This window comes from Enterobacter sp. CPE_E890 (assembly GCF_046521475.1).
Lineage (GTDB): Bacteria > Pseudomonadota > Gammaproteobacteria > Enterobacterales > Enterobacteriaceae > Enterobacter > Enterobacter adelaidei.
In genome coordinates, this window is the sequence record NZ_JBKFZW010000001.1 from 3,408,196 (window position 1) to 3,424,284 (window position 16,089).

Below are 16,089 nucleotides of genomic sequence, written 5' to 3' on the forward strand. Positions count from 1 at the left end.
CTCCGATGTTGTTGTTTGTGTTTGAGCGTTGTGAAACGGGCCGAAGCCCGCTGGATTAATCTTTATAGATGCTGAAGTGTTCGCGCGCGTCGAGCAGCTGCGCTTTGGTCAGCATAAAGACGCCGTCACCGCCGTTGTCGAACTCAAGCCAGGTGAACGGCACATCCGGGTACTGCTCTATCAGATGTACCATGCTGTTGCCCACTTCACAAATCAGAACGCCGTCGTCGGTCAGGTAATCCGGCGCGCAGGCCAGAATGCGGCGGGTCAGCTTCAGGCCGTCAGAGCCTGACGCCAGACCGAGCTCCGGCTCGTGACGGTATTCGTTCGGCAGATCGGACATGTCTTCCGCATCGACGTACGGCGGGTTAGTGACGATGAGATCGTATTGCAACGTTGGCAGGTCGCGGAACAGATCGGAGCGAATTGGCGTAACGTGGTGAATCAAACCATGTTCTTCAATGTTGTGCTCGGTAACAGCCAGCGCGTCGGTGGAGATATCCACTGCGTCCACTTCCGCTTCCGGGAAAGCATACGCGCAGGCGATGGCGATGCAGCCACTGCCGGTACACATATCCAGAATGTGTTGCGGCTGATGGCCGATCAGACCTTCAAAGTGGTTATTAATCAGCTCACCAATTGGCGAGCGCGGCACCAGCACGCGCTCATCGACATAGAACTCGTGGCCGCAGAACCAGGCTTTGTTAGTCAGGTAGGCGACCGGAATACGCTCGTTCACGCGGCGGATCACACGTTCAACAATGCGGTGTTTTTCGCTTGAGGTCAGGCGCGCGGTGCGCATGTCTTCAGGAATATCCAATGGCAGATAGAGAGACGGCAGCACCAGCTGAACAGCCTCATCCCACGGGTTATCGGTACCGTGACCGTACCAGATATTGGCGGCGCTGAAGCGGCTAACCGACCAGCGCAACATGTCCTGTATGGTATGCAGCTCGTTTACTGCTTCATCGACAAAAATTTTATCCACTCTTTCCTCCAGGGCATGCTCGCATAATTTTCGGCGGCTAGTTTGCCATGAAGACGGCGATAAATCAGCAATGACGCGTGCCGCTTGAGGTTAAAAAATGCGTTTAGTCGGGTACACTATCGGAAATACGAGATGAGAATGACAAATGAAAAAGAAAACATCGCTCAGCGAGGAGGATCAGGCGCTCTTCCGACAGCTGATGACCGGGACGCGTAAAATCGCGCAGGACACTATTGTCCATCGCCCGCAGCGTAAAAAAATCAGCGAAGTACCGGTCAAACGGCTGCTGCAGGAGCAGGCGGATAACAGCCACTATTTTTCAGATGAATTTCAGCCGCTGCTCAATACGCAAGGGGCGGTGAAGTATGTACGTGAAGACGTCAGCCATTTTGAGCTGAAGAAATTACGCCGTGGGGATTATTCACCCGAGCTGTTTCTCGATCTGCATGGTTTGACGCAGATGCAGGCGAAGCAGGAGCTGGGAGCTTTAATTGCGGCCTGTCGCCGTGAACATGTTTTTTGCACTTGCGTGATGCACGGCCACGGCAAACATATTCTCAAGCAACAAACACCCCTGTGGCTGGCTCAACATCCGCACGTGATGGCTTTTCATCAGGCACCCAAAGAGTACGGCGGAGATGCCGCATTGCTGGTGTTGATTGAAGTAGAAGAGTGGCAGCCGCCAGAATTGCCCTGACAGAACAGCGGGAAGCATACTCTGCTCCCCGCTATAGCACACGTCACATCAGATCGCTTTTGCCATCTTCAGGTTGCACGGACTCATCTGCCAGTTGAAGGTACCTCTGCCCATTTCGTCGAGAGTGACATTGGCAATGGCGGATGTCGTGAACATCGGCGGAGTCTCACCCGGGCAAAGCTCAGATACCAGATAGCCAACCAGTGGCAGGTGGGAAATGACCAGCGCGGAAGCGACACCTTCATTGTACAGCGCCTGAAGATAAGCGCTGACAAGGCCTACATCGCCACACGGGGTGAGTTCAGGGAGAACATCCACACTCGCAGGCAGGTTCATACACTCCCCTACCACGTCCAGCGTCTGTTCTGCACGCAGGAACGGACTCACCAGAACGCGTTCGATGTCCACTTTTTGACCTTTAAGCCAGGTCGCCATCAGACGAGATTCGTCGCAGCCACAGACGGTCAAAGGACGTACTGAGTCACTGGCGGCATCGAGTGCCGCGTCGCCGTGACGCATGATAAAAACTTGCATATTGCACCGCTTTTGTTAACCAGAATCACCGGCGTTAACTACCCGCGATAACTGCTGAGAGGTAGAAAACCCGATGGCCGGGCATTGTGCCTGATCCATTCGGTGAATGAAACGCTGTTTTTTACCTCAATGGCGTAAGTATAGTCAATCTCTGTTTACAAAATCGCCAGAACAGGTTCATTCACTTCAGGATTTACCCTTCTTTGACCTCAACTTACGAGGACAGTTTCCCTTACAGGCCAAAATGTCTGGCCCTGTTCCGCCATCTGCAATAATTCGTCACACGGTGTAAACCGTGGACCATACTGCGAGGCCAAACGTTGCAGGATAGCAACCACTTCACCCGCACCAAGCGTATCCATGTAACGGAACGGGCCGCCAAGGAACGGCGGGAAACCAATGCCGAATACCGCGCCGATGTCACCATCACGCGCGCTCCTGATAACCTGCTCACCAAAGCAGCGCGCCGCTTCATTGAGCATAATCATCACACACCGTTCAGCACACTGAACGGCAGACAGTTTTCCCTGACCGGCGGTCGAAATAAGCCCATAAACAGAAGGGTCGACCTGTTTCTTGCTTTTACGCCCTTTCGCGCCGTAAAGATAGAAACCGCGTTCATTTTTTCTGCCTTTGCGATCGTCCTTCAAAATTGCAGAAACAATATTTGCAGGCGGGGTAAAACGATCGCCATAAGCGGCTTCCAGCACAGGTATAATTTTAGTTCCGGTGTCTATTCCCACCTCATCCAAAAGTTGGATTGGCCCAACAGGGAAACCAAACTTGACGAGCGCCTCGTCGACGTGCTCGATTTTCTCGCCTTCTGTCAGCAACCGCATGGCTTCATTAATATAGGGAGCCAGAATGCGGTTAACGTAAAAACCAGCTTTGTCCGCCACAACGATCGGTGTCTTACCCTGCATTTTGGCCAGTTTCACCACGGTGGCGATGGTTTGCGGGCTGGTTGTGGCATGCGGGATCACTTCCACCAGCGGCATTTTTTCTACCGGGCTAAAGAAGTGCAGGCCAATCACCTGCTCCGGACGCACGGCTTTCGCCGCGATATCGCCAATCGGCAATGACGACGTGTTTGAGGCAAAAATGGTGTGCGGGGCGCAATGTAGCTCAACGTCTGCCACCATCTGCTGCTTAAGCGCCAGATCCTCAAACACGGCTTCAATCACCAGATCGCGATGCGCAAAACCACTGTAATCCGTCGTACCGGAGATCATCGCCAGGGTTTTATCACGCTCGCTTGCCTTGATATGGCGGCGTTTGACCTTCTGATCAAGGTTCTGCCAGCTATACTGCAGCGCGTGGTTGATCCCTTTCGCAGCGATGTCTTTGATACGTACAGGCAATTTACCTTTGCTTGCGGTAACAAATGATATTCCGCCGCCCATTAGCCCACCACCCAGTACGCCAACGGCGCGTAGCGGAGCAGGTTGAGCTTCACTGCCCGGATCTTTTTTCACCTCAGTGCTGGCAAAGAAAATGCTGCGCAGTGCCTGCGACTGCGGCGTCATCGCCAGTTCACCGAAGGCTTTAGCCTCAGCGGCATAGCCGCTACTGCTGCCCTGTGATAACCCTGTTTCAATAACCTCAAGAATTCGCTTCGCCGCCGGGTAGTTGCCTTTGGTTTTCTGCTCAGTCTTTTTACCCACCATACTGAACAGCAAAGCACGTCCCAACGGCCCGGCCAGAACGCGTTCACGAACGGGTAGAGGACGTTTAGCCTGGCGTCCTTTCAGAGCCAGTTCGACGGCAGCCTCCAGCAAAATGGAATGAGGAACCACTTCATCAACCAGGCCGGCTTTCAGAGCCTGGCGGGCACGCAGTTGCTTACCCGTCAGGATCATTTCGAGTGCAGTGCTGACCCCCACAAGGCGTGGCAGACGCTGCGTTCCGCCTGAGCCTGGCAGAAGTCCTAACTGCACTTCCGGCAGACCCAGAATGGTTTTTGCGTCATCGGTACAGATACGACTATGACAGGCCAGCGCCAGCTCCAGTCCTCCGCCCAGACATGCGCCGTGGATCGCGGCAATCACCGGGATCGGCAGAGCGTTGATCTCCGCCATCACCTGCTGGCCCTGACGCGCCAGCTCTTCGGCTTCCAGAGCACTTTGCGCACGGGCGATCATGTTAATGTCGGCTCCGGCAATAAAGTTGTCCGGCTTAGCAGAGATAAACACCAGGCCACGAATGGCCTTGTTTTCACGGATCTGCTTTAGCATCGCGCGAACCTGAACACCAAATTCAGCCTTCAGGGTATTCATCTTTTCATCAGGCACATCAATAGTGATAACGGCGACGTTATCGAGGCGAACCGTCAGATTAAATGCAGATGGCATATCCATTATTCAGCCTCCAGAACCATTGCTGCACCAAGGCCACCCGCAGCACAGGCGGTAACAAGGCCAAACCCGCCGCCACGGCGACGTAGCTCGTGTAATGTTTGCGTGATCATCCTCGCCCCTGTGGCGGCAAACGGATGACCATAGGCGATAGAGCCGCCCAGCACGTTGAATTTGCTTTGATCCACTTCACCAGTGGCATGGGCACGGCCCAGCACATCTCGCGCAAAACGCTCGCTTGCCAGTAACTGCACGTTTGCCAGGGTTTGTGCGGCAAAGGCTTCGTGCATATCAATCAGGGTTAAATCAGCCAGCGTCAGCCCTGCGCGATCCAGTGCCAGCGGCGTGGACCAGGCAGGCCCTAACAGCATGTCCTGCCAGACATCAATGGCGGTAAAAGCGTAGCTGCGCAAATAGCCCAGGGGGGTGATACCCAGCTCTTTCGCGCGGGATTCGGTCATCAGGATCACCGCAGCAGCGCCGTCCGTCAGTGGCGTACTGTTAGCCGCGGTTACCGTGCCATGTTTGCGGTCAAACGCAGGGCGCAGTTTTGCATAATCCGCCAGCGTCGAGGTGCCGCGGATATTGTTATCTTCCGCAAGCGGTTCTCGATATGGCGGGATATAAGCGGTCATCACTTCATCAGCCAGTTTACCTTCAGACCAGGCTTTCGCTGCCAGCTGATGTGAACGGTGGGCCAGCGCATCCTGCTGCTCGCGGGTAATGCCATAGGTCTTCGCCATCTGCTCGGCGGTATCACCCATGCGTAGACCCGTGGAATATTCCGCAACGGCAGGAGGTACAGGCATGAGATCCCTCAGGCGTAAACGAGAGAAGAGTTTGAGCTTCTGTCCGGTTGTGCGGGCTTTGTTGGCGTCAACCAGGATACGCGCCAGCTTTTTGCTGACCCCGATCGGCAGTACCGAAGAGGAGTCCGCTCCGCCAGCAATACCGGCACGAATAGTGCCCGCCATCAGGCTTTCAGCCACGTTAGCTACAGCCTGGAAGCTGGTCGCGCACGCGCGGCTGACGCTGTAGGCATCAGTATGGACATTCATTCCGGTACCGAGGACGATTTCCCGCGCAATATTGGGTGCTTCAGGCATCTGCACGACCTGACCGAAAACCAGCTGTTCGATGACCTCTGGCGGAATTTCGCTGCGAGCCAGCATCTCCCCCACCACCATTTTCCCCAGGTCAACAGCCGGTATGCCATGAAATGCCGTTGCCTGACGTGCAAATGGCGTACGCAATCCACTGACAATGGCAATGCGATCGCCCTGACGGGTAATAAGCGGTAATGCCTGACTCATAACACTCCCCTGTAAAATTTTTTGCGCAAACATAAAGTGGTCTGACCTGATAATAGTCTTAACCATTTTTTTACATTCAGCCAATCAGGGAAACGAAAAAGTGCGAGCTAAAACACAGAGAAGAAAAAGAAAATGCCCCTGCATGGCAGAGGCATTTGTGAGGAATGACACCGGGCAAAAAAGATTAACGCAGACCCAACTGGAAAATCAGCGTTTCTGCTTCGCAGGCGAACACAAAGTCGATATCCAGCTTCACGCCGCCTTCCACTTCGGTGAGGGTAGACTTAATGTCGCACGGTTCGGATTCCACATCACGCGCACGTTTGCTCAGCGCGGTCAGTGTCTCTTCCGCTTCGGCACGGTTGGTGAATACACGGCTGTAAGAGGCGGTGCAATCGGAGTTGTCCATGATGGTACCAACATCCATACAGCAGCAAACCGGGGTTTCATCAGCACTGCATTTACTCATAGCTCAATTTCCTCTGTATTCGCGCAGGACGCGAGATAAACACGATGCTGATATTTTACGCCCCGACGCTGGCTCTCTCCAGCCGTTAATGGCGTAAAATCGGATAAGTGACCAATATCACACTAAAAAATGATCTAAAACAAAAACCACCCTTTTGGGTGAGTCGCGATGGTCACATTTTTGCCAAGCAGATCTCGTTTCAAGAAACATGTTTGAAAATATTAATAAACAAACTTGCAACATTCTGGCTGGTCAGACCTATACTCTGGCCACTGGTCTGATTTGTCTGTCATACCTCAGACCCTACACTTCGCGCTCCTGTTACGGTATGTAACAATTATTGAATAAAAATAACTCAATGAGGTTATGGTCATGAGCCAGAAAACCCTGTTCAACAAGACTGCGCTGGCAGTCGCAGTGGCACTCGTATCCACTTCCGCATGGTCAGCGGGCTTTCAGTTAAACGAATTTTCTTCCTCTGGCCTTGGCCGCGCATATTCCGGGGAAGGCGCCATCGCTGATGATGCGGGTAACGCGAGCCGTAACCCGGCACTGATTATGATGTTTGACCGCCCAACGTTCTCTGCTGGTGCCGTCTATATTGACCCGGATGTTAATATCTCTGGTAAATCGCCGTCCGGTAAGAGCCTGAATGCGGACAACATCGCCCCAAGCGCCTGGGTTCCAAACGTACATTTTGTTGCACCTATTAACGACCAGTTTGGTTGGGGGGCATCAGTGACCTCTAACTTTGGTCTGGCGACTGAATATGGCGATAACTATGCAGCGGGCACAATGGGCGGTAAAACTGACCTGAAAACCGTAAACCTGAACCTGAGCGGCGCTTATCGTCTGAACGACAACTGGAGCTTTGGTCTTGGTTTTGATGCGGTTTACGCCGATGCTAAAATCGAGCGCTATGCAGGTGACGCCGGTATGCTGGCTGCCGGTCAGATTCTCTCTCAGGTACCAAACCTGCCTGCGGCAGCACGCCCGGCCGCCATCGCCAAAGCCAAACAACTGGCCGCCATCCCTGCCGACACCCAAATTGCACGCCTGAAAGGCAGCGAGTGGGGTTATGGCTGGAACGCGGGTATTCTGTATGAGCTGGATAAAAACAACCGTTGGGGTTTGACCTACCGTTCTGAAGTTAAAATCGATTTCGACGGAGATTACAACAGCAACATGAACACCGCCGTCCCAGGTTTCCCGTATCCAACTGGTGGCAGAACTATTCCGGGCTCTCTGACGCTTAACCTGCCAGAAATGTGGGAAGTTTCAGGTTACAACAAGGTTGCGCCACAATGGGCAATTCACTACAGCATGGCTTATACCAGCTGGAGTCAGTTCCAGGAGCTGAAAGCGACCGGCTCTAATGGCCAGACGCTTTTCTATAAAGATGAGAGCTTCAAAGACTCTTATCGTATCGCGCTGGGTACCACCTACTACTACGATACTAACTGGACCTTCCGTACCGGTATTGCCTTTGATGATAGCCCGGTTCCGGCTCAGACCCGTTCCATTTCTATCCCGGATCAGGACCGCTTCTGGCTGAGCGCAGGTGCGACTTATGCGTTCAATAAAGATGCTTCTGTTGACGTAGGTGCCTCTTACATGCACGGTCAGTCCGTGACCATCAAAGAAGGTCCGTACGAGTTCCGTTCTGAAGGTAAAGCCTGGCTGTTCGGTACTAACTTCAACTACGCGTTCTAATCGCGCGGGATCAAAAAAGGTGAGCATCGCTCACCTTTTTTATTTACTGCGAATCAATGTCTTTTAATTCGTTCTCGATGGCCTTCGCGTTTGGATTCTCTTCCGGCTTCAGCTTACCGCCGTTGGCAATAAAGTCATGATTCTGGAAGTACGCTTCACGAACCATAATATACGGGTCAGAAGACTGACGCAGCAGACCATCAGAGTCGAGCAGTTGCGCACGTGTTTCAATCCCTTCCACCGTCCATTTACCAATCGACAGCGGCCAGGTTAGCCACGACAGAACCGGATACAGCGTATCCACCATATCACCGCCATCATCACGGACGGTGAAACTGCCATAGAACGGCAGATGGACATACGGGCCGTAACCTACGCCATAATGCCCCAGAGTACTACCGAAACGGTGCGGTTGTTCACGCTGCAGTTTCGGGTTGGCCATACCTGCAACATCAATGAAGCCCCCCATCCCCAACAGAGAGTTCAGGAAGAAGCGAGTAAAGTGCACCATCCCCTGATACGGGTCACCCTGCAGGAAATAGTTCACCATTACCGCAGGCTCTTCGAGGTTGCTGGTAAAATTGCTTAACCCATTACGCGCGGGTTGCGGAACATAATCGCGCCATGCCACTGCCACCGGGCGAACCACATACGGGTCCAGCACGTTGTAGTTGAAGCTATACATTGAGCGGTTAAATCCTTCGAGAGGATCGGAGCGTCCCGTTTGCTCCCCAGAGCTGGCGCAGCCCACAAGCATCGTCGCACCCAGCGCAAGCGCCGACAGCCGAAGTTTCATAAATATCTCCCTGTTCAGTTTGGCTATCGTTGATTGCCATCCGTAACGGAGCCTTTAATGCTCCGCCTGTAAACATGCAAGCGATTGTAACAGCACGTTTACCGATGTCCATGAGCACAATTACGGGCAGTAACCAGCGTGACTCTGATCTCAGCATAGCCTGGCTTTTGGAATTCGTTTCGCTGGCAATTTTATAATGTGTTTGAAAGAGATGTCTCACCTTTGTTGCTATTGCCACCAATTTAAGAGCTTCCCCACAGGCAGCCCAATAAAAACCGCTACGCTTAGAAGAAAATCAACCTGCGGGAGTAATTATGAAAGAAGTAGGCGAAGAAAAAGTGGGAGAAAGTAATGAGAAGATTGAAATTGAGAGCGAAGAGAAAGCCCGCGGCGAGAAGATAGAAGTTGACGAAGATCGCCTCCCCTCCCGCGCGATGGCGATCCACGAGCATATTCGCCAGGATGGCGAAAAAGAGATGGAACGTGATGCCATGGCCCTTTTCTGGTCAGCTATCGCTGCCGGGCTTTCAATGGGGGCTTCTCTGCTTGCTAAAGGCATCTTTCATGTGCAACTGGAAGGTGTGCCCGGCGGGTTTTTACTCGAGAATCTCGGCTATACCTTCGGCTTCATTATCGTCATCATGGCGCGGCAGCAGCTGTTTACGGAAAACACCGTTACCGCCGTTCTGCCAGTAATGCAAAACCCTACCCTCGGTAATTTCGGTTTACTGATGCGTCTGTGGAGCGTGGTCCTGCTGGGCAATATCATCGGTACAGGCGTCGCGGCCTGGGCATTTGAATATATGCCGATATTTGATGAACCCACCCGCGATGCGTTTGTGAAAATTGGCATGGATGTGATGAAAAATACGCCAGCCGAAATGTTCTCCAATGCCATCATCTCCGGCTGGATTATCGCCACGATGGTCTGGATGTTTCCTTCAGCCGGCAGCGCTAAAATTGTGGTAATCATCTTGATGACCTGGCTGATTGCGCTGGCTGACACGACGCATATCGTGGTGGGTAGCGTTGAAATACTCTATCTGGTCTTTAATGGCACACTTCACTGGAGCGATTTTTTCTGGCCATTCGCCCTGCCGACGCTTGCGGGCAACATCTGCGGCGGGACATTCATCTTCGCGCTGTTGAGCCATGCGCAAATCCGTAACGACATGTCGAACAAACGCAAAGCAGAGCTTAAGGCACGGGAAAATGATGATAAATCGACAAAAAAATCGGCATGAATGGTGACTCTTTGAGCAGTCAGGCGGCAATGCGCTTAACGCAAAGTGTAAATAACGTTATACTCGTGCCGCCTCGTCCCCTTAGTTAAATGGATAAGTAAAGAACAACGGTTATATTATTGTTTTTATTTGTTTTTAAACCAATATTTGACAGACAGATGTACCCAAACGTGTACACGAAATAATTTAAACTCTTACTTGACGCATGATTACTCCATAGCTTAAATACTGTATATCCAAACAGTAGATAATGGAGCGCATTATGTTTGTTGAACTGGTTTACGATAAGCGAAACGTTGAAGGCTTGGAGGGAGCCAGGGAGATTATCCTGGCCGAGTTGACGAAGCGGGTGCACCAGATTTTTCCTGATGCCGAAGTGAAAGTGAAGCCGATGCAGGCAAACGGCCTGAATAGTGATGCCAGCAAAAGCGATCGGGAAAAACTAAACCGCATGCTGGAGGAAATGTTTGAAGACTCCGATATGTGGTTGGTTTCAGAGTTCCCGACTGTTCGCCAGGCTGGCCTATAAATCTTGTTCGGGTAATATTCCCGGCGTTTGCTCGGGCATGAACACTGAGCAATCAACCGCCGCTCATTCTTACACAAAATGGACGGCGGTTTTTTTTAAGACCCCTGTTCCTGCTTTAAAGCCTCTTCCGTTTGTTTCTGTTTCTGATTCCAGATGCTACTCGCTGGCATTTCTACACGAACGCTGACGAACTGATCAGCCGGGATATCAACCGGCTCGCCATCTGCCAATCCAGCATGCTCATTCCTGGCAAATGCTGGCGCTGTAGGATGTTCGCGGTGATAGGTTTTTACCAGCACAGAGCCGTCTGCGTTAACCTCATAGTCCAGCCATATCAGCGGTTGCTTATTCCTGTCAGTGGGAATATCAAAACCTCCGTCGATACCGCCCCAGGCAGCGTCTGAATTGAGAGCTTCACACCCCTCAATGAGGTATTGGCCTACATCCAGACGAGTGACTTTAACGCCTTCTGATTCATCGTTAGTTTCATATCGTCCGTCACCGTAAATATTCACAATTGGTGACGCGATTTTGATAAACCCGCTGCTATCTACGGTTGTGTTGCTTGTATCACGCACTACGGCGAGATTGTACCAGGACTGAGAGTTGGGGTTATAAACCTTATAACCGAACCCACGTTTTCCATTACTGTCGCCATAAAAACCTATTAGCTGCATTCGGGCGGATTCATCGGCAGAGGTAATATCAATCCAAGCCCCTACGGCTCCACCTTCAACCTGGCCAGTAATAAAGCCAGTACTGTTTTTCCAGTAAATGTTCGTCGGTGTATCACCAGATGCAAACCGTGCCGTCTTTTGTCTTATGGCTCCAATGTTAGTACAGGCCCCCCAGTAATCTCCGGTGGTTGCGCCCGTTCCACCATAACGGGTTCCGAGTGGTACCGGATTACCATTATTCGAAATAACAACTCCCCATTCATCTTTTCGAATGACAAGAGCATGATCCCGCGCTGGGCCATAAACGATACTTTGATCATCATGGGTAACGAATGCTCCTAAACCGAGGTTTGTGCGAGCGTCTGCGGCATTCGTTGCGCCGGTTCCGCCGTCTGCGACAGTAACCGCACCGTTGCTCCCTTTCTGTGCCAGTTTACCGATGCCAGGGATGGTTACGGTGGTCCCGTTGATGGTAACGGTGATGGTCTGGTTTGCTGAGGTAGTGGCGAACGTCTCCCACGCGCCAATGTTCTCGTCATACTCTTTGATAAGCTGCGACATCGCCTGGGCCAGCCCGTCGACAGAGATATTGTCTGACACCAGAATGCCGTACTTCTGGCCGCTGAGCGCTGGAGATGCGGCAGGCGTAACGGTCAAGGATGTCGCGCCGTCGACAGATGTAATCTGGAACATCTGCACCGGGTTTGACGCAACGATAATCGTCTGACCAGCACGAACCTGAGTGGCCGGTGCAGTCCAGTTTGTTCCCGTTCCAGTGGCGGTATTTCCGTTGATGGCGATGGTGCCAGTGTTATAAAGCATATATTCTCCAGACAATAAAAAACCCGCCGAATGAACTGCTCCCTTAAAGTTGGACTGTTTTCTTAGCGGGCTATAAATCAGGTTGAATGTCAGAAAGATCAGGCAAATGAGCCGGTACCGCGGGTAATGGTTAATGTCGGTGCTGATATCGTCTTACTGGCTGTTCCTGTTCCTATGACCGTGATGGTCCCGGTTACAGTCGCTGATGTGATCCCCCTTACTGCATGTCTTACGGTCATCCAAAGCCCACCAGTCCCGGCAGGAACATTGATTGTGCCCAAGTAACGTGTATTCCCGTTGATGTTGAGAGTTATGGAGACTGTTGTGGTACCAGACAGTGAAGAAACGAAAATCAATGCCTCAAGAAGTGCTGATTTACCGAGTGCTGATGTTGAGGAATCCGTAAACGTGATTGTTTGTGACCCAACCCCGCCGCCGGAAATATTCACGTCACTTCCAATCCCGACGTTTGCAATGTCACCGACAAAAGTGGTCGCCTCGACTGACCCTTTGAAGCTGCCGTTAGTGGCATATACAGTTCCACGCACGGTGACGTTATTGAAAACGGCATAACCGGATTTATTGATATGCCAGCCAACATTCCCCGAGCCATCCCAGGTTGAGGACTGGATATAGTTGCCGATTTTTCCGTTATTGATCGTACCTTCACCAATCACCGTATCCCTGATGATTGTCTGCCCATTCTGAATAACGAATGGGAGCGTAACATCACCTCCGGCCTGGGTCATGACGGCGAAACGGTCAGCCAGGAACATCACCTGTGACTGCATACCCTCTGGCGTGTTCTCGACGCCGATTCCCATTCCGGCAGCATACTGTCGCCCATTTGAATCGACCGATACCTTGATGTTGTACATCGCGCTGAGATCACCATTTACGTCTGCTATAGCCTTCGCGTTGACGTTTATTGCGGCACTGTTTTCTCCTGATTTAACCGTCAGGGTGTTAATTTTTGTTGCCGAAGCCTGGGTAAAGTCAGCAAGTGTTTCGGTCAGATCTGTTGAGTTAGAGATATTCCCACCTGCTTCCGCATCCAGCGTGACTAGCGCACGGGCAACAGCCTGGCTGGCATCAGCAATGGTGGTATCGACACGATCTATACTGGCGCTGTTCCCGGCATTCGTAGCTGTCTGAGAGCGACGACTTACAACCTGCGCTAGCCCATTCTGGATAATCGCAATTGCCGAGTTCTTCACGCCTCCTGTCATGCCGTCCATCGAAACGGAAATCTCATCGATTTTTACAGCGGCCTGCGCCAGACCGTCAGCATTCTCCTGTATCTCTTGCGCCTGCTTCTCCAGCTCGTCGGCATGACTTTTGATGTCATCCGCCATACCAGCAATTTTTTCATTGCTGTCCACAGCGTTCTCGATCAGGTCTTTGAATGTCTCAGACCCCTTCATATCCTCCAGGATGGTATCAGTGATATCAGAAACATCAGTGCTGGCCTGCCCCCGTATAAAGTCGGTATACCCCGATTCATTACCAGTTCGGTCAACCAGCTGCGCGCGGTACCAGAAAATCTGTCCCGCCTTAAGCCCCATCTGCTGATATTTACGTTGTGGGTATGGCACATCGGCCAGCAGTATCGCATCGCCCTCAGTCCCCGTCAGGCTGTACTGAATTTCCGTCTTCAGCGTGTCGTCGGTATTCGCCGGGAATCCCCAGTTCAGCTCGATACCGAACACCACATTTTCAGAAGCGATGAAGCCGACCGGTTTCGGCGGATTGCCCACTTTACCCGTAAGATTTACTTCTGATGATGTCGCCCATACTGATGAAACGTCGCTGGCGTTCACCGCCCTGACACGGACCAGATAGCGACCCGAGTAGATACCCTGAACTTCAAAGCCGAGAGAAGACGTTCGGGGCACACTAATCCAGTTGCCGCTGTCACGCCGCCATTCCGCCTCGTAAGCAACTGCACCCTGAACAGCATCCCAGGCAACGCGCATAGTGGTAATCGCAATGTTCTGGTTAACCGTAGAGTAACTGTCTACGACAATATTTCCTGGGGGAGCCTGAACCCCCGGTGGAATGACACTGACTGGCCGCTCGTCCAGTCTTGCGCCGGTATCAACAGCGGAATAGATATCAGGGTTGTAAGTCGTCCCGGTGACCTCGAAAGTACCATCGTTGTTGTCCCGCGTTCCCGTAACACGGAAAAGCGCTATAAACAGATCGTCAGAGTCCACACCCCAGTTACATTCAGCCTCCGGCGTTTCGCTGTAGGGTGTGGTGACAGTGACTGTGTTTCCGTTAACGGCCTGGACGGTTCTGGCCTGAGCTGTGCCTGATGGAAGATTCAAAAACAGCCGGTTCCCGGCCTTCACATCAGCGGCGCGATCGAGGGTTATGTTGCGGCCGTTAACCGCACTCACCCTGCCGCCGATAGTTCTTCCGGCCAGCTCGTTAGCAGCCACGCCGATCACCTCCCCGACAGGTGGAACGTCCATGCCCGTGCTGAAGGTCACCACCTCGCCGATACCGTTAGTGAGCAGCGCCCAGCGCCCCCGCCGGTTTGCCTCTGACTGCCTGGTGCAGCCGATCGCAGTCATTTCGAGCTGACGATAATCGAAGCGCATGGCCAGATCGTTATCGTAAACAGGCTCAGGCGTGTCTTTATAGTGGTTGGCAGGGTCTGACCAGTTCACCAGCGCGGCAGTGTTTCGGGTGGTTTCACTCGGATCCGCAAAGGTAAATTTTCCTTCAACAACGCTGGCGTGGTTATAGATGTGCCACACATCCCGTGGCATATCAGCCAGGACATACATCTTATTGTCGCCCCAGTACGTCATGCCGCGAAATATACCCGCCAGATCACGAAGTACGGTCCAGGCGTCATTACGGTCCTGGATATAAACGTTGCAACGAAAACGAGGCTCCGTACCGCTGCCGCCCTTGCCGTCTGGTACCAGTTGATCGCAATACTGGGCGATGCGATAAAGTTCCCATTTGTCTATCTGAGTCGCATCGATTCTTTGACCCAGCCCGAAGCGCTCGTTAAGAATGATGTCGTAATAAATCCAGGCAGGGTTATCCGTCCACGCCCATTTAAATACGCCCTCCCATGTACCAGAATAAGTGCGGGTTTCGGGATCATAAGTATCAGGTACACGGATGATTCGCCCTTTCGGATTGCACACAACCTGAGGAATGCCATTAGGGAACTGCTTTGCGTCAAACTCTACATACAGCAGCGCTGTGTTAACGTAGCGAAGTTTGGCGTCAATAATTTCAGTAACGGCCACAACGCGCATGGTGTCGACGATATTCACGCTCGTGGAATCCGGCGTGATTCTGCGAACCCGTAACTGCCATCCAGTCGAGGCTTTCGGAAGATTGACGCGGTGACTGCGCTCATAAAGCGACGTGGTTTTGTCATCAACAGCACCGTTAACCACCGTTTCATACGGCCCGCCATCGACCGACAGATCGATAGCATACTCGACGCGGGTGCCGACTTTATCACCGTTGTTTTTCTGGAGTAAAAGAGTTGGCCATCCCAGGCGAATTCGCAGCGCAGAGAGCTGCGTGTTGGATACCGCCCGAACATACGGTACAGCCTGTTTCAGCTCATATGAAACCTGAAGTTCGTTTTCAATGCCCGGAAAGCCCTGAATGTAATCCTGGTCCTGAGTACCGGAACGGAACTCGTATTTTACATTATTGAAATTGTAACTTCCGTCGGCGTTCTGGAGAGGGGTGTATGAAGATGAGTCGCCAAGGAAAATATTTTTACCATCAAGCCCGCCGGCGAACTCCCCCTCCCCAAGAGCAATCAGCACCTTTGCCCTTGCAATGGACTGAATGCTGTCTGGTGCCTCAACAGGCGTACGGGTCTGATTGCTGCCACCTTTGCCGCGGCCTTTGATGATTGTCGTCGTCATATCGCGTCCATAAAAAAGCCACCGTCAGGTGGCTTGCAGTAC

The 16,089-nt window shown here is 52.3% G+C and carries 12 protein-coding genes; 4 read left to right on the plus strand and 8 right to left on the minus strand.

All coding sequences use genetic code 11. The features are described 5' to 3' along the window. Positions 1-55 precede the first annotated feature (55 nt). Positions 56-988, minus strand: a complete 933-nt coding sequence (gene prmB, locus ACLHV9_RS16685; RefSeq protein ID WP_008502612.1) for a 50S ribosomal protein L3 N(5)-glutamine methyltransferase — start codon at positions 986-988, stop codon at positions 56-58. A gap of 145 nt (positions 989-1,133) precedes the next feature. Between prmB and smrB the strand changes: the two genes are divergently transcribed. Further along, a complete protein-coding gene (gene smrB / locus ACLHV9_RS16690; protein ID WP_028016200.1) occupies positions 1,134-1,685 on the plus strand; it encodes an endonuclease SmrB in 552 nt (183 codons plus the stop codon). A gap of 48 nt (positions 1,686-1,733) precedes the next feature. On the opposite strand, the gene sixA is transcribed toward smrB, so the two are convergent. The 4 genes from sixA to ACLHV9_RS16710 all read right to left on the minus strand — a co-directional run bounded on the left by sixA (position 1,734) and on the right by ACLHV9_RS16710 (position 6,355). Then, entirely contained in the window at positions 1,734-2,219 is a 486-nt protein-coding gene (gene sixA / locus ACLHV9_RS16695; RefSeq protein WP_407220860.1) for a phosphohistidine phosphatase SixA, read from the minus strand. A gap of 209 nt (positions 2,220-2,428) precedes the next feature. Beyond that, complete coding sequence (gene fadJ, locus ACLHV9_RS16700) at positions 2,429-4,576, minus strand: fatty acid oxidation complex subunit alpha FadJ (RefSeq protein WP_407220861.1); 2,148 nt, start codon at positions 4,574-4,576, stop codon at positions 2,429-2,431. Further along, positions 4,576-5,886, minus strand: a complete 1,311-nt coding sequence (gene fadI, locus ACLHV9_RS16705) for an acetyl-CoA C-acyltransferase FadI (protein WP_028016197.1) — start codon at positions 5,884-5,886, stop codon at positions 4,576-4,578. The genes fadJ and fadI overlap by 1 nt, the downstream gene beginning before the upstream one ends. A gap of 184 nt (positions 5,887-6,070) precedes the next feature. Continuing rightward, entirely contained in the window at positions 6,071-6,355 is a 285-nt protein-coding gene (locus ACLHV9_RS16710; RefSeq protein WP_028016196.1) for a YfcZ/YiiS family protein, read from the minus strand. Positions 6,356-6,727: 372 nt separating this feature from the next. Between ACLHV9_RS16710 and fadL the strand changes: the two genes are divergently transcribed. Continuing rightward, positions 6,728-8,068, plus strand: coding sequence for a long-chain fatty acid transporter FadL (fadL, locus tag ACLHV9_RS16715; RefSeq protein ID WP_080357350.1), 1,341 nt, complete (start codon positions 6,728-6,730; stop codon positions 8,066-8,068). A 43-nt stretch (positions 8,069-8,111) separates the two neighbouring features. Here fadL and mlaA read toward each other — a convergent pair whose 3' ends face one another. Further along, positions 8,112-8,864 (minus strand): phospholipid-binding lipoprotein MlaA, encoded by a 753-nt coding sequence (gene mlaA, locus ACLHV9_RS16720; protein WP_028016194.1) that lies wholly within the window; start codon positions 8,862-8,864, stop codon positions 8,112-8,114. Between the two features lie 314 nt (positions 8,865-9,178). Between mlaA and ACLHV9_RS16725 the strand changes: the two genes are divergently transcribed. Continuing rightward, on the plus strand, positions 9,179-10,108 hold the full coding sequence (locus ACLHV9_RS16725; RefSeq protein ID WP_028016193.1) for a formate/nitrite transporter family protein: 930 nt from the start codon (positions 9,179-9,181) through the stop codon (positions 10,106-10,108). A 262-nt stretch (positions 10,109-10,370) separates the two neighbouring features. Then, positions 10,371-10,637: a DinI family protein gene (locus tag ACLHV9_RS16730; RefSeq protein ID WP_407220862.1), complete on the plus strand. Its 267-nt coding sequence runs from the start codon at positions 10,371-10,373 to the stop codon at positions 10,635-10,637. Between the two features lie 95 nt (positions 10,638-10,732). Here ACLHV9_RS16730 and ACLHV9_RS16735 read toward each other — a convergent pair whose 3' ends face one another. Beyond that, the gene (locus tag ACLHV9_RS16735; protein ID WP_407220863.1) at positions 10,733-12,136 is read right to left on the minus strand and encodes a phage tail protein; all 1,404 of its coding nucleotides are present in this window, start codon (positions 12,134-12,136) and stop codon (positions 10,733-10,735) included. Between the two features lie 98 nt (positions 12,137-12,234). Then, positions 12,235-16,047: a host specificity protein J gene (locus tag ACLHV9_RS16740; RefSeq protein ID WP_407220864.1), complete on the minus strand. Its 3,813-nt coding sequence runs from the start codon at positions 16,045-16,047 to the stop codon at positions 12,235-12,237. Positions 16,048-16,089: the final 42 nt, after the last annotated feature.